At 65.9% G+C, this 13,373-nt stretch carries 10 protein-coding genes; 5 read left to right on the top strand and 5 right to left on the bottom strand.

The features are described 5' to 3' along the window. The first annotated feature begins 71 nt into the window (after positions 1 to 71). Positions 72 to 1,052, top strand: a complete 981-nt coding sequence (thiL, locus tag VPH41_RS01395) for a thiamine-phosphate kinase (protein ID WP_328568719.1) — start codon at positions 72 to 74, stop codon at positions 1,050 to 1,052. 18 nt (positions 1,053 to 1,070) lie between these two features. Here the strand turns inward: thiL and VPH41_RS01390 are convergent, their stop codons facing one another. Genes VPH41_RS01390 through VPH41_RS01380 form a run of 3 tightly spaced genes read right to left on the bottom strand, consistent with a single transcriptional unit; the run spans position 1,071 to position 6,294 of the window. After that, positions 1,071 to 3,647 (bottom strand): EAL domain-containing protein, encoded by a 2,577-nt coding sequence (locus VPH41_RS01390; RefSeq protein WP_287775414.1) that lies wholly within the window; start codon positions 3,645 to 3,647, stop codon positions 1,071 to 1,073. Further along, positions 3,644 to 5,674, bottom strand: coding sequence for an ATP-binding protein (locus tag VPH41_RS01385; protein ID WP_152284235.1), 2,031 nt, complete (start codon positions 5,672 to 5,674; stop codon positions 3,644 to 3,646). Before VPH41_RS01385 ends, VPH41_RS01390 begins: the two co-directional genes overlap by 4 nt. Positions 5,675 to 5,676: 2 nt before the next feature. Further along, positions 5,677 to 6,294, bottom strand: coding sequence for a YfiR family protein (locus VPH41_RS01380; RefSeq protein ID WP_328568718.1), 618 nt, complete (start codon positions 6,292 to 6,294; stop codon positions 5,677 to 5,679). A 223-nt stretch (positions 6,295 to 6,517) separates the two neighbouring features. Between VPH41_RS01380 and VPH41_RS01375 the strand changes: the two genes are divergently transcribed. Next, positions 6,518 to 7,000 (top strand): CinA family protein, encoded by a 483-nt coding sequence (locus VPH41_RS01375; RefSeq protein WP_152284233.1) that lies wholly within the window; start codon positions 6,518 to 6,520, stop codon positions 6,998 to 7,000. Here the strand turns inward: VPH41_RS01375 and VPH41_RS01370 are convergent. Further along, the gene (locus VPH41_RS01370) at positions 6,993 to 8,762 is read right to left on the bottom strand and encodes a GGDEF domain-containing protein (protein ID WP_287775410.1); all 1,770 of its coding nucleotides are present in this window, start codon (positions 8,760 to 8,762) and stop codon (positions 6,993 to 6,995) included. The genes VPH41_RS01375 and VPH41_RS01370 overlap by 8 nt on opposite strands. A gap of 212 nt (positions 8,763 to 8,974) precedes the next feature. Here VPH41_RS01370 and VPH41_RS01365 point away from each other — a divergent pair, with 212 nt between their 5' ends. The 3 genes from VPH41_RS01365 (at position 8,975) to VPH41_RS01355 (ending at position 12,961) form a co-directional block, all read left to right on the top strand. Next, positions 8,975 to 9,703, top strand: a complete 729-nt coding sequence (locus VPH41_RS01365) for a hypothetical protein (protein WP_152254972.1) — start codon at positions 8,975 to 8,977, stop codon at positions 9,701 to 9,703. Continuing rightward, positions 9,704 to 10,057: a hypothetical protein gene (locus VPH41_RS01360; RefSeq protein WP_193317594.1), complete on the top strand. Its 354-nt coding sequence runs from the start codon at positions 9,704 to 9,706 to the stop codon at positions 10,055 to 10,057. Between the two features lie 78 nt (positions 10,058 to 10,135). Beyond that, complete coding sequence (locus tag VPH41_RS01355) at positions 10,136 to 12,961, top strand: M16 family metallopeptidase (protein ID WP_328568717.1); 2,826 nt, start codon at positions 10,136 to 10,138, stop codon at positions 12,959 to 12,961. Between the two features lie 6 nt (positions 12,962 to 12,967). On the opposite strand, the gene VPH41_RS01350 is transcribed toward VPH41_RS01355, so the two are convergent. Further along, entirely contained in the window at positions 12,968 to 13,369 is a 402-nt protein-coding gene (locus tag VPH41_RS01350; RefSeq protein ID WP_328568716.1) for a ribosomal maturation YjgA family protein, read from the bottom strand. Between the last annotated feature and the right edge of the window lie 4 nt (positions 13,370 to 13,373).

The raw sequence follows: 13,373 nt of genomic DNA, 5'->3' as shown, positions 1-13,373 counted from the left end.
TGGCAAAGACGGGCATTGTAGGCCAGCCTATAATAGTGGCGCCACACCCTTACTCAACCTGCAGACGAACCATGGCCCCACACGACGCGCTTTCCGAATTCGACCTGATCAAACAATACTTCGTGCGCCAGCGCCCCGGTCGCGCCACCCTGGGCATCGGCGACGATTGCGCGCTGCTCACGCCCGGCGCCGGCAAGCAGATCGCCATCTCGTCGGACATGCTGGTCGAAGACCGGCATTTCTTTGCCGGCGCCGATGGCCGCATGCTGGGCCACAAAAGCCTGGCCGTGAACCTGTCCGACCTGGCGGCCATGGGCGCGCGCCCGGTGGCATTCACCCTGGCCCTGGCGCTGCCGCAAGCGGAGCGCGCCTGGCTGGCCGGCTTTGCCGAAGGCCTGTTCGCGCTGGCCGACGCATTCAATTGCGAATTGATCGGCGGCGACACCACCAAGGGCCCGCTGAACATCTGCATCACCGTGTTTGGCGAACTGGCTCCGGGCCAGGCCCTGCGCCGCAGCGCTGCCGTGGCGGGCGACGATATCTGGATCAGCGGCACCCTGGGCGACGCGCGCCTGGCGCTGGCCGGCTACCGCATGGAACAGGAACTGGCGGCCGCCGACCTGCTGACGGCAGCGGCGCGCATGCACACGCCCACGCCGCGCGTGGCGCTGGGCTGCGCGCTGGCCGAGCAGGGCCTCGCGCATGCGGCCATCGACATCTCGGACGGCCTGGTAGGAGACCTGGGCCACATCTTGAAAGCGTCGCGGGTGGGCGCCACCCTCGACGTCGACGCCCTGCCGGCCGGCCCCGTGCTGGCGCGGCAAACCACCGCCCTGCGCCGCCGCTACACGGCTGCCGGCGGCGACGACTATGAACTGTGCTTCACGGCGCCGACATCGTCGCGCGAGGCCATCGCCGCGCTGGCGGTCAGCTGCGGCACGCCGGCCACGCGCGTGGGCCGCATCGAGGCCGGCAGCGGCTTGCGCCTGGTCGATGCGGCGGGCTTGCCGCTGGACCTGCAGCTCTCGTCGTTCGACCACTTCAGCGACTGAGTTTCCGCCGCCTTTTCGCTAGCGCACCGTCACGCGCGCCAGCCCCGGCTGGTTCACCATCCAGTAGTGCTGGAAGGCCAGGCGGATGTTGTCGCGCAGCTGGGTGTCGTCCCACGGCTTCGTATAAAAACGGTAGATGGCGCCCCGGTTGATCGAGTCGAGCACCGCTTCGAGGCCCGTGTAGCCGGACAAAATGATGCGGATGGTTTCCGGGTACAGCTCCTTGACCTTGCTGAGGAATTCCGTGCCGCTCATGCTGGGCATGCGCTGGTCGCAGACGATGACGTGCACGCGGTGCAGGGCCAGCATCTCGAAGCCTTCGGCCGGCGTGCTGGCCGTGAGGATCTGGTAGCCCTCGGGGCGGAACAGGCGGTGCAGCGACGACAGCACGTTGACGTCGTCATCGACGATGAGCAGGGTTTGCGCGGGCTGGGCGGCGGGGTCGTGGCCGGGAGGCAGGCCCGCGCCGGCGGCGATCATCTGCCCCAGTTCCAGCGCCGGCAGGGCGCGGCTGAAATAAAAGCCCTGGATTTCATCGCAGCGGTTGCGCCGCAGGTATTCGAGCTGCGGGCGCGACTCCACGCCCTCGGCCACCACGCTCAGTTTCAGGCTGTGCGCCATGCTGACGATGGCCAGCGCGATGGCCGCATCGTTCGGGTTGCTGGTGATGTTGCGCACGAAGGCGATGTCGATCTTGAGCTTGTCGATGGGGAAGCGCTGCAGATAGGCCAGGCTCGAATAACCGGTGCCGAAATCGTCGATAGCCACCTTCACGCCGATCTTTTTCAACTTGCCCAGCACGACGATGGTGCGCTCGGCATTCGACATCAGCGCCGTTTCCGTCAGTTCCAGCTCCAGCAGTTCCGGCGCCACGCCATGCTGCGCCAGCGCGCGCGTCACCGCGCCTTCCAGGTCGCCTTCGGCAAACTGGCGGCTCGACACGTTGACCGCCACGCGCACGGCCCCCACTTCGCTGTCGCGCCACTCGGCGATCTGGCGGCAGGCGGCCTGGATCACCCAGGCGCCCACGCGCACGATCAGGCCCGTGTCTTCCAGCACCGGCACGAATTCGGCCGGCGCCACCAGGCCGTAGCCGGGACGGCGCCAGCGCAGCAGCGCTTCCACGCCGCTGATGCGGCCCGTGCGCAAGTCCACCTTGGGCTGGTAGTAGAGGATGAATTGCTCGTGTTCGAGCGCATGGCGCAGCGCCAGTTCCAGGTCCAGGCGGGCCAGCACCTGCACGTTCATGCCGGCCGTGAAAAAGCGGTAGCCGTCGCGCCCTGCCTGCTTGGCGCCGCCCATGGCCGTATTCGCGTACTTGATCAGCGTTTCCGGGTCGGTGGCGTCGTCCGGATACATGGCGATGCCGATGCTGGCCGTCAGGGTGGCCGCGTGGCCGCGCAAGTCGAACGGCGCGCGCAAGGCTTCGCGCACCTGGTTGGCCACGGCCACGGCCTCCTGCTGGTTGCGGCTCATGGTCAGGATCAGCGCGAATTCGTCGTTGCCCAGGCGCCCTACCGTGTCGCGCAGGCGCACGCATTCGACCAGGCGGTTGCTGAACTGGCGCAGCAGTTCGTCGCCCAGTGCCGCGCCCAGGGTGTCGTTGATGCTTTTAAAACGGTCCAGGGCGATGAACAGCACCACGATGCGCCAGCTTTTTTCCTGCGCCAGTTCGACGGCCTGGGCCAGCGTCTGGTAGAACAGACTGCGGTTCGGCAGCCCCGTCAAGCCGTCGTAATGGGCCAGGTGCTTGAGGCGCTCCTGCGCCTGGCGCCGTTCGCTGATGTCGCGCGCCACGGCGATCAGCAGCAGGCCGCCCGTGGCCGGCCCGCCCGCCACGGGCGCCTGCGCGTACCAGTGCCAGCCCAGTTCCACGGGCACCAGGCTCAGGTCGCGCCGCACCAGTTCGCATTCCGTCACTTCCGTGGCCAGGTGGGCGGGGCCGCCCGGCAGCGCGGCCAGCGGCGGGGCCGGCGGCGACGGCAGCAGGGTGCCGGGCGCCAGCGCCAGCAGTTCCGTGCGCGCATAGCCGAGCAGGCGGCAAGCGCCGTCGTTGGCGTCGACCAGGGTCATGCCCAGCACGTCGACGAGGAAGATGGCGTCGGTGGTGGCGTCCATGGCGCCGCGAAAGCGCTGCAATTCGGCCGTGCGCTGGCCCACCGTGCGTTCGAGCAAGGTGTTGTAGTGGCGCGCGGCGCGGTGCAGCAGCCGCACTTCGAGCATGTTGCGGATGCGCGTGAGCACTTCGAGCGCGTCGAAGGGCTTGCTGATGAAGTCGCGTGCGCCCGCTTCCAGCGCCGCCAGCTTGGCGTCCGGGTCGGCGGCGATCACCAGCACGGGCAGATAGCCTTCCAGCTCCAACGGACGCAGCGCATCCATCACGGCATAGCCGCTCATGCCCGGCATGACCAGGTCGAGGATGATCAGGTCGAACTGGTGGCGCTGATGCAGGCCGGCCACGGCGCGCGCGTCGAGGGTGCTGGTGATGGCCGTGTAGCCGCCGCTCTGCAGCAAGTGCTCGAGCAGGCGCAAATTGACTTCCTGGTCATCGACGATGAGGATTTTCGCCGCATAGATATCGGCCTGGCTGATCATGGCGCACCCGTTCCCTTCTGCCGGCGCTGCTGCGCCACATAGGCCAGGGTGCTGTTGATCGCCTCGGTAAATTCATCGAGGTTGATCGGCTTGGTGAGGTAGCGGTAAAAGCCCAGCGCCATGCTGCGCTCCACGTCGCCCGGCATGGCATTGGCCGTCAGGGCGATGACGGGAATGTGCGCCGTGCGGGGATCGGCGCGCAGCAGTTTCAGCGCGTCCGTGCCGTTCACGTGCGGCAGGTTGATGTCCATCAGGATCAGCTGCGGCAAATGCGTGCGCGCCATCTCCACGCCCAGGCGGCCATCCGTTGCCGTCAGCAGCTGCAATTGGGGGCAGTAGCGCACGATTTCCTCGACCAGGGTCAGGTTGGCGGGATTGTCTTCCACGTACAGCAAGGTCACGGGTGCGCTGTGCTCGAGCAGCGCGCCGGCCAGGTCCGGCCGCGGCAAGGCCGGGTCGGCGGGCACGGGCAAGGCATCGACCACGCGCAGCTCGATCCAGAACGTGCTGCCCTCGCCGGGCGCGCTGGCCACGCCGATGCTGCCATCCATCAGTTCCACCAGGCGCTTGGTGACCACCAGGCCGATGCCGCTGCCTTCTTCCGTGCCGCCTTCCTGCCCCAGCCGGTTGAAGGGCTGGAACAGCAGCGCCACCTGTTCGGCATCGAGGCCCACGCCCGTGTCGCGCACGCTGATGCGCACGCGTCCGCCCGCCTGCGGCGCGCAAGCGATGCTCACTTCGCCATGCTCGCGGTTGTACTTGAGCGCATTCGACAGCAGGTTCAACAGGATCTGCTTGAGGCGCGTGCGGTCGGCCAGCACGTTGAGGGGACAGGCATCGGGAAAGGCCATGGCGATGCCGCGCTGGCTGGCCAGCGGCGCGATCATGTCGCGGCATTCCTGCAGGATGGCGTCCAGGCCCACCGGTTCGAGCGACAGGCTGACCGTGCCCGACTCCACCTTTGCCAGGTCGAGGATTTCATTGATCAAGGTCAGCAGGTGGCGCCCCGACTTCAGGATATGGCCGGCGAACTCCTTCTTTTGCGCCAGGGTCGACGGCAGGCGGTCGGAACTGAGGATTTGCGCGAAGCCCAGGATGGCGTTGAGCGGCGTGCGCAATTCATGGCTCATCGACGACAGGAAGGCCGACTTGGCATAGTTGGCGCTGCGCGCCTCTTCCATCGCCATGGCCAGCTCGCCATTCGTCATTTCCAGCTGCATCGTGCGTTCGTGCACGCGCACTTCCAGCTCCTGGTTCAGGCGCATGACTTCCTGCTGCGCCTGGGTGCGCTGCTCGCCTTCGCGCGCCAGCTCGCCGTTCGAGCGTTCCAGCGCCTGCGTGCGCAGCTCGATCTCGGCCAGCATCTTGTTAAAGGAATCGACCAGCTGCGCCACTTCGTCGACGCTGAGCTTGCGCGCGCGGCGCGAGTAGTCGCCCGTCTCGATCACTTCGCGCGCCACGTCGGCGATGTCGAGGATGGGCTGCGTGATGACGAAGTCGAGGCGGCGCAGCAGCAGCAAGGCCACCAGCAGCGCCAGCACCGTCACGCCCAGCGCGATGGCCAGGTAGTCGGCCGTGCGGCCCGCCAGCTCGTAATCGGCGCGCAGGTAGACGGTGCCCAGCAGTTCGCCATTGTCGACGATGGGCTTGAACAATTCCACGGACCTGCCCTGGATGGTTTCGCCTTCCTTGCCCACCTTCGCCGGCAGCTCGCCCACATCCTGGTTCGCGCGGTAGCTGGCAAACAGGCTGCCGTCGGCCTTGTACAGGGCGCCGGCCGTCACGCGGGGACGGATGCGCATCAGGTTGAGGTTTTCCAGCGCCAGGCGTTCGTCGTCGAAGGCCAGCGCGGCCGAGCTCATGTGTCCCAGCAGCTCGGCCTGGGTACTGATATCGGCCACCAGGTTGCGGTGGTAGGCGCGCAAGTCGTAGACGACGATGGTGCCCAGCGAAATGACGAGCGCCACCAGGGTGGTCAGCAAGACCACCGACATCAGTTTGCGGCGGATGGAACGCAGTCGTATCATGGTCAGGCGCCCCCCGTCTGCACGCGATAGGCGGCCAGCAGCATGCGCGCACTGATGCGGATATGCGCCTGCGCCACGGGTTTCAGGGCCACGTCGAAGCGGACCTTGTCCTCGGCCATCACAAAATTGATCATGCTGCCCATCGCATAGACCTCATCCGAATCGGACACCGTCAACAACGCCAGGCCACGGCTGGCGGCCAGCATCTCCTGCAACGCCGTTTTTTCCAGCGCGCCCAGGTACAGCACGTGCAGCCCGGCCAGCGCGTCGCCGCGGCGCACTTTTTTCACCTGCACGGCGCGGCCGTTGACGCTGTGCCCGGCCACGCTCTGTTCCAACTGGTCGGCCAGCGCATCGGCGCCCGCCACGCCGATCACCAGCGGCGCATCGGGCCGGGCAAAGCTGCCATCGGGCCACTCGACAAAACCGGCAAACTTGTACAGATACGCGGCCTTGACCTGGCGTTCCAGCTCTCCCGGCACCTGCGCCCGCGCATCGGTGCACAACGCGCCCAGGACCAGCAATAACCAGCCCCAGCCGAGGCAGCCGCGGCCAGCGCCGCGCAAGGGGCTGCACAGGGAGCCAGGATGACGCCACCAGGTCCAGTTCAGAATTGCCATGACAACCGAGTAAAGATAATGCATACGAAGGCGCGGCACCATGCCGCCTGCCTATTCGGGCGATGCGCACCAGGGTGGCGCAGCGGCAGCCCGCCTGCCGGCCCGGAGTGGTAGCAAATGTATAAAAGAGTGTACGCATTTTCGCTGGTACCGGGGAAAGTTTCTTTTACCGTCCGCCATGCTACAGTCTTGCCACCACCGCCACCGCACGCAGGAGTCCTCCATGAGCAACGCCCTCTTTTCCCTTTCCACCGAACTCGGCCTGGCCTTGCAGGCAAAGGGCCTGCTGCTGGCCACGGCCGAATCGTGCACGGGCGGCGGCGTGGCGCAGGCCGTCACCGATGTTTCGGGGTCGAGCGCCTGGTTCGAACGGGGCTTCGTCACCTATTCGAACGGGGCCAAGAGCAGCATGCTGGGCGTGCCCGCCGAACTGATCGCGGCACACGGCGCCGTCAGCGAAGAAGTGGCCGCCGCCATGGCGCAGGGCACCCTGGCCCACAGCGCGGCCCAGGTGGCCGTCTCGACCACGGGCATCGCCGGTCCCACGGGCGGCGTGCCCGGCAAGCCGGTGGGCACCGTCTGCTTCGGCTGGGCCCGCGCCGGCCACGTGCAGACGGAACGGCGGGTGTTTGCGGGCGACCGGCAAGCCGTGCGCGAACAGGCCGTCATCCATGCCCTGCAGGGGCTGGTGCGATTTATCAACTGATCTCGGCGATGCAGGCGCGGTCGCGGCCCGCCTGCTTGGCGGCATACAGGGCGCTGTCGGCGCGCATCAGCAATTCGTGGCGGCCCGCGCCGTGGCGCGGATACTCGGCGATGCCCGCCGAAAAGGTACAGCCCGACAGGCTGTGCGGCGCCTGCCGGATCAGCAGCTGGCGGTAGCGCGCGGCGATATCGTCGATCTTGTGCGCGGCGATGACGCTGTCGGCTTCGCGCAACAGCAGGCAGAATTCCTCGCCGCCATAACGGCACACCATGTCGCTGCCGCGCAGCTGGCTTTCCACCAGGCGCGCAAACTGGATCAGCACTTCATCGCCAAAATTATGCCCGTACGTGTCGTTGACGCGCTTGAAGAAGTCCAGGTCGATGATGGCGATGGCCACGGGCGCATCCGCATCGGCCGCGTGCAGGATAGCATTGAGGCAGGTTTCAAAATGGCGGCGGTTGTACAGGCCCGTCAGGTGGTCGCGCATGGCCTGTTCCTTCAGGCTGTCCTGCAGCGAGTTGACATGCAGGATCTGGTGCGCCAGTTCGCGGTTCAGGTGCTCGAGCTTGACGTTTTCCGATTCGCGCGCGGCCTGCAGTTCCAGCGCCTTGTCGCGCTCGGCCTTCAGACTGTGCATTTCCTTTTCCAGGTTGCGCATCAGGCTGCGCGAGGCGCGCGCCGACTTGCTGCTGGCCTCGAACGCGGCCTGGTATTGCTGCAGGAAACCGTACGCGGCCTGCCATTCGCCCAGCTGGGCGTTGATGTCGGCCAGTCCCCGCAGAATCTGCTGCTGGTGAAACGGATTGCGCGTCCAGCTCAGCAGGCTGTGCGCCTGCGTCAGCGACGCCAGCGCCTGCGCCGTCTGGCCCGCGTGCAAGTCCAGCTTGCCGCGCACCAGCCACGCATGCATCTGCTCTTCCAGGTCCTGGCCCCGGCGCGCATACTCTTCGGCCCGCAGCAGCAATTGCAGCGCGCTGGCGGGCTGCTGCAGCAGGATGGCGGCGTGGGCGGCGATGCAGAACAAAAAGGCGCGGATGGCCAGGTCTTCTTCCGGCCACTCGTAAAACGGCTCCACCAGCGCCAGCGCCTCGGCCGGCTTGCCCGTGGCCAATAAACACATGGCCAGGTTGGCCGAGACGATGGTTTGCTGGTACTTGAGCTTTTGCGTGCCGATGATGTCGAGCGCCTCGACCAGCAGGGGGATGGCGTCTTCATCGTTGCCCAGGTCGTGCTGCGACGACGCCAGGTTCGACAGGCTGTTGACGCGGTGCGCGGGGCTGCCGAAGCGCTCGGCGATATCGAGCGCCAGCAGAAAATTGCGCGGGCCGTCCTGCGTATCGCCGCGGTTCAGGGCATCGACGCCCAGGCGCGCGTACAGCATGAACTTGTGCAGCGAATCGGGGATCTGCGCGGCCTGGCTGCGCGCCTGCAGGAAATGCTGCTCGGCATCGGCAAAATCGCCGCGCCGGCTCGCATACGCGCCCTGCAGGGCCGCCACTTCCATGCCCCCTTCCAGGTCGCCGCTCTGCTGGAAATACGCGCGCAGGCGCTCGCACGACGGTTCGGCCTCGCCCCCGTAATACGCGAGCCAGCAATGATTGAGTTCCGCATACGCGTCGCCGCGCGCATACTGTTGCCGTTGCGCCGCCGCCAGCGCCATCTGCGCCAGCCGCCGCGCCTGGCGGCGGTTGCCGACCAGGCAGGACAGGGCCTGCTGATTCAGACGGTCAATGTCGGCTTTATCGAGACTGGAGATCGGCACTGCGTCCTCGTTCACACTCTGGGGTGGATTTTTCACACAAAACTTGCTCTGCATCAATGGTATCCTGATTAACATCATAACCAGATTCGCTCTTGCGCATGGCATATTTGCAAAGGATTGTGGTAAAAATGCCAGTCGTGGCCTGGCCGGGCGCCCGCGCCCCTGCCACGTATCTTTGATTGTCACTGACGCAACAACTTGGAGTAGTCGCAATGCAAAACACGGTACATTTCATCCTGCAGGGCAAGGGCGGCATCGGCAAGACCCTGGTTTCGACCCTGCTGGCCCAATGGATAGGCGGCAAGGACGACACGCCCTTGCGCTGCTATGACACCGATCAGGAAAACGCCACTTTTTCGCGCTACAAGGCAATGCAGGTCAAGCATGTGCCCGTGATGACGGATGCGCGCAACATCGACCCGAAACGCTTCGACGCCCTGATGATCGACATCCTCGAAGCGGACGGCAACTGCGTGATCGACAATGGCGCCAATACCTTTTCGCCGCTGATGGGCTATCTGCTGGAAAACGACTGCTTCTCGCTGCTGGAAGAATCGGGCCGCAAAGTGTATATCCACACCATCGTCGGCGGCGGCGACACCCTGCACGACACGGCCACGGGCTTTGTCGCCACGGCGCAATCGACCAAGGTGCCGCTGGTACTGTGGCAAAACGAACACTTCGGCCTGCTGCAATCGGCGTCCGGCAAGCAGTTTGTCGAATCGCAGTCGTACAGCGACAACCGCGCGCGCGTGAAGGGCAGCATCACCCTGAGCCAGCGCAACCCCGACACCTTCGGCGCCGACGTCAAGAAAATGAACACGGCGCGCCTGACGATGCAGGAAGTGCTGCAGAACGACAAGTTCAACATCATGGAAAAGCAGCGCATCAAGGTCGTCTACCGCGACATCTTCGAACAACTCGACAAGGTGCAATGGTAGATGGACCAGCACAAACTGCGCAGCCACGTGTTCGACAAGACGGGCATCAAGATCGACGTCGACGACCCGATATTCGCCCTGGTGGCGCTGAACGAAGCGGTGCTGGCAGAAACCGTCGAGCGCCAGCTGGCCCTGCTGGACGCCGCCACGCAAGCGCTGGCGTCGCAGGCGCGCGCGGCGGGCGGCTTGCCTGAGCTGCCGCCAGCCGCCCTGGCCAGCCCTGCCGATCATGCGACTGCGCCAGCCGTCTGGTTTACGCCGCGCGAATGGCGCTTGCTGGGCGCAGCCGCCATCGTCTCCATCGCCTGCGCACTGCTGGTGCTGGGCGGCGCAGCCCTGCTGTATAAACCGTAGTACCGACCGTAGCACCGTCGCGCTGCGCCAGCCACGAGCGGGCAGCAGCGTCTTCCCCACCCTAGCCTGGAAGCATGCATGAAACCGATCAAACTGCTGGCCCTCCCCGCCCTGCTGCTGTCGCTGTACGGCGCCCCCTTGAGCCTGACCCACGCCGCCGATGCCGCCGCGACGGCGCCCATGGGCGCGACGGCCGTGCCCAATATTGCCTACGAAAAATACACCTTGCCGAACGGCCTCGACGTCATTCTCGTGGAAGACCATAAATTGCCCGTCACGGCCGTCAATATCTGGTACCACGTGGGACCGGCCAATGAAGCGCCGGGGCTGACGGGCTTTGCCCACCTGTTCGAGCACATGATGTTTGCCGCCACCAAGCACGTGCCGCGCGGCATGGCCGACCAGTTGCTGGAAGGCGCGGGCGCCACCGATTCGAACGGCAGCACGGATTTCGACCGCACCAATTACTTCGACACGGTGCCGTCGAACCAGCTGGAACTGGCCCTGTGGACGCATTCCGACCGCATGGGCTACCTGCTGGACGTGCTCGACCAGACGGCGCTGACGAACCAGCAGGACGTGGTGCGCAACGAGCGCCGCCAGAGCGTGGAAAACGCGCCCTACGGCATCGTGCAGGAAGCGCTGTACCACCAGCTGTTTCCCAAGACCCACCCGTATTACGCCAGCGTCATCGGTTCGCACGCGGACATCCAGAACGCGAAACTGGCCGACATCAAGAAATTCTTCACCAAATACTACGGCCCCAACAATGCCAGCCTGGTGATTGCCGGCGACATCGACAAGGCGAAGACCAAGGAGCTGGTGAATAAATACTTCGGCAGCTTCAAGAGCGGCCCGGCCGTGCCGAAACCCGACGTCGTGACGCCGCCCATCACGCAGGAACGCCGTGTCGTGGTGCAGGACCGGGTGGAATTGCCGCGCGTCTTCATGGCCTGGCTGACGCCATCGGCCTATACCAGCGATGATGCGGAACTGTCGATGGCCGCGCACATCCTGGCCGGCGGCAAGTCCAGCCGCCTGTATAAATCCCTCGTGTACGACAAGCAGATCGCCCAGGACGTGGGCGCCAGCCAGGGTTCCAACGCGCTCACTTCCGTCTTCACCATCGACGCAACGGCGCGCCCCGGCCACAAGCCCGAGGAAATCGAGCAAGCCCTGCAGGCGGAGCTGGAACAGCTGCGCGCCAAGGGCCCCACCGAGAAGGAATTGGAGCGCGCGCGCAACAGCATCGAAACAAGCATGCTGAGCCAGGTGGAAAAAATGGGTGGCCACGGCGTGGCCAACTTGCTCAACGAATACAACCAGTACCTGGGCGACCCCGGCTACCTGGCCAAGGATATCGAACGCTACCGCCAGGTGACGGCGGCCGGCGTGCAGCGCGCCGTCGACACCTACCTGAAGAACCAGTCGCGCGTGGTCGTGTATGGCGTCCCAGGCACGCCGGACCTGGGCGCGGAAGTGCCGACGCCGGCGCCGGGCAAGGTCAAGCCTGCGCCTGGCACGGCCATCAATGCCGACGAACCATGGCGCAACACGGTGCCGAAGGCCGGTCCCGCACCGAAGATCGTGCTACCGCAAGGAAAATCGTTCACGCTGGCGAACGGTCTGACCGTGATCCACCATTACAACGGGGCCGTGCCCCTCGTTTCCAGCCAGCTGGTGATCAAAAGCGGCTCGGGCGCCAATCCGCTGGCGCAGCCGGGCTTGTCCAGCTTTACGGCGCAATTGCTGCAGGAAGGCACTGCCACGCGCAGCGCGCCGCAAATCGCCGACGACGTGGCGCAGCTGGGCGCCCTGCTCAGCACCGGCTCCGGCGCGGATGCCTCGTTTGCCCAGCTGACGTCGCTCAAATCGACCTTCCCGCAGGCGCTCGACGTGCTGGCCGACGTGGTGCTGCACCCGCAGTTCCCGCAAGAAGAGGTGGAGCGCCAGCGCGCCAGCCGCATCGGGCAACTGGCGCAGCAGCGCGAAAATGCGGGCGCCGTGGCGGCCCGCGTGGAAGCGGCTGCCCTGTATGGCCCGCAGCATCCGTATGGCTACATCCAGCTGGGCACGGAAGCGGCGCTGAAGGCGGCCAGCCGCGCCGACCTGCACGGTTTCTGGCAGCAGCACTACCTGCCGAACAATGCGGCGCTGATCGTCTCGGGCGATATCGGCGAGGCGGAATTGAAGGCGCTGGCCGAAGCGAAGTTCGGCGCCTGGAAGGCCGGCACCGTGGCGCCGGCCGTGGCGGCCGCGCCGCACACGACGAAGGCCAGGCTGATCCTCGTCGACAAGCCGGGCGCGCCGCAAACGGCCGTGCGCCTGGCCAACATCGCCGTACCGCGCGCCACGCCCGACTACGCGCCGCTGCAAGTGATGAACGCGGCGCTGGGCGGCTTGTTTACCAGCCGCCTGAACACCAACTTGCGCGAGGAAAAGGGCTATACGTATGGCGTGCGCTCGCAATTCCAGTACCGTAGCCAGCCTGGTCCATTCTCGATTGCCGCCAGCGTGCGCACCGATGTAACGGGCCCGGCCGTGTCGGAAACCTTCAAGGAAATCCGCGCCATGATCGCCAAGCCCTTGAGCGGCAAGGAATTGGCGAATGCGCGCAATGCGCAGGTGCTGTCCTTGCCCGGCCAGTTCGAGACGAATGCCAGCATCAGCGCCAGCATGGCCAACGCGTATATCTACGGCCTGGGTCTCGACTATTACACGACCTTGCCGCAGCGCTTTGCCAGCGTGACGGACAAGCAGGTGCAGCAGGTGGCGAAAAAATACCTGCAGCCGGACACGCTGGTCGTCATCGGCGTGGGCGACAAGGCGAAGATCGCCCCGCAGCTGGGCAAGCTGAAACTGGCGCCCGTGGAATTGCGCGATGCGGAAGGTAACGTCAAGTAAGCAGGTTCAGCGGCGCTTGAACAGCGCCGCTGCATCGACCAGCGCCGCCATCGCCACGCCCGCCGTGTAGGCGAGCAGGTCGGTCCAGCCGAAGGTGGACCCCAGCACCAGGTGCCCCAGCGGATGGGCACGCAGTTCGACGAGCCACGGCGTCTGGACCAGCTGCCCAAATTCCACGGCAAAGCAGATCAGCAAGGCCGTCAACGCCAGTTGCCACGTGCGCATGCGCGTGGCGAAGGCGCCCAGCGCAAAGACGATCATCATGGCCCACAGGGCATCGCCAGGATATTTCCCCAGCGCGGCGGGAAGGAATTGGGGATAGGCGCGCGAGGCCAGGCCCAGCGCGATGACAGCCACGGTCGCGCCCACCTGCAGCAGGCGGCGGCGTTCAGGTTTTACCAGGAACATATTT

It is taken from the genome of Janthinobacterium sp. P210006, assembly GCF_036231885.1.
Taxonomy (GTDB): domain Bacteria; phylum Pseudomonadota; class Gammaproteobacteria; order Burkholderiales; family Burkholderiaceae_D; genus Janthinobacterium; species Janthinobacterium violaceinigrum.
This window is presented reverse-complemented; position numbering and strand designations above follow the sequence as displayed.

Bases quoted from the DNA above. Each gene is read 5' to 3' on its own strand.
- thiL (WP_328568719.1), top strand. From the start codon at position 72: ATGGCCCCACACGACGCGCTTTCCGAATTCGACCTGATCAAACAATAC.
- VPH41_RS01390 (WP_287775414.1), bottom strand. From the start codon at position 3,647: ATGATCAGCCAGGCCGATATCTATGCGGCGAAAATCCTCATCGTCGAT.
- VPH41_RS01385 (WP_152284235.1), bottom strand. From the start codon at position 5,674: ATGATACGACTGCGTTCCATCCGCCGCAAACTGATGTCGGTGGTCTTG.
- VPH41_RS01380 (WP_328568718.1), bottom strand. From the start codon at position 6,294: ATGGCAATTCTGAACTGGACCTGGTGGCGTCATCCTGGCTCCCTGTGC.
- VPH41_RS01375 (WP_152284233.1), top strand. From the start codon at position 6,518: ATGAGCAACGCCCTCTTTTCCCTTTCCACCGAACTCGGCCTGGCCTTG.
- VPH41_RS01365 (WP_152254972.1), top strand. From the start codon at position 8,975: ATGCAAAACACGGTACATTTCATCCTGCAGGGCAAGGGCGGCATCGGC.
- VPH41_RS01360 (WP_193317594.1), top strand. From the start codon at position 9,704: ATGGACCAGCACAAACTGCGCAGCCACGTGTTCGACAAGACGGGCATC.
- VPH41_RS01355 (WP_328568717.1), top strand. From the start codon at position 10,136: ATGAAACCGATCAAACTGCTGGCCCTCCCCGCCCTGCTGCTGTCGCTG.
- VPH41_RS01350 (WP_328568716.1), bottom strand. From the start codon at position 13,369: ATGTTCCTGGTAAAACCTGAACGCCGCCGCCTGCTGCAGGTGGGCGCG.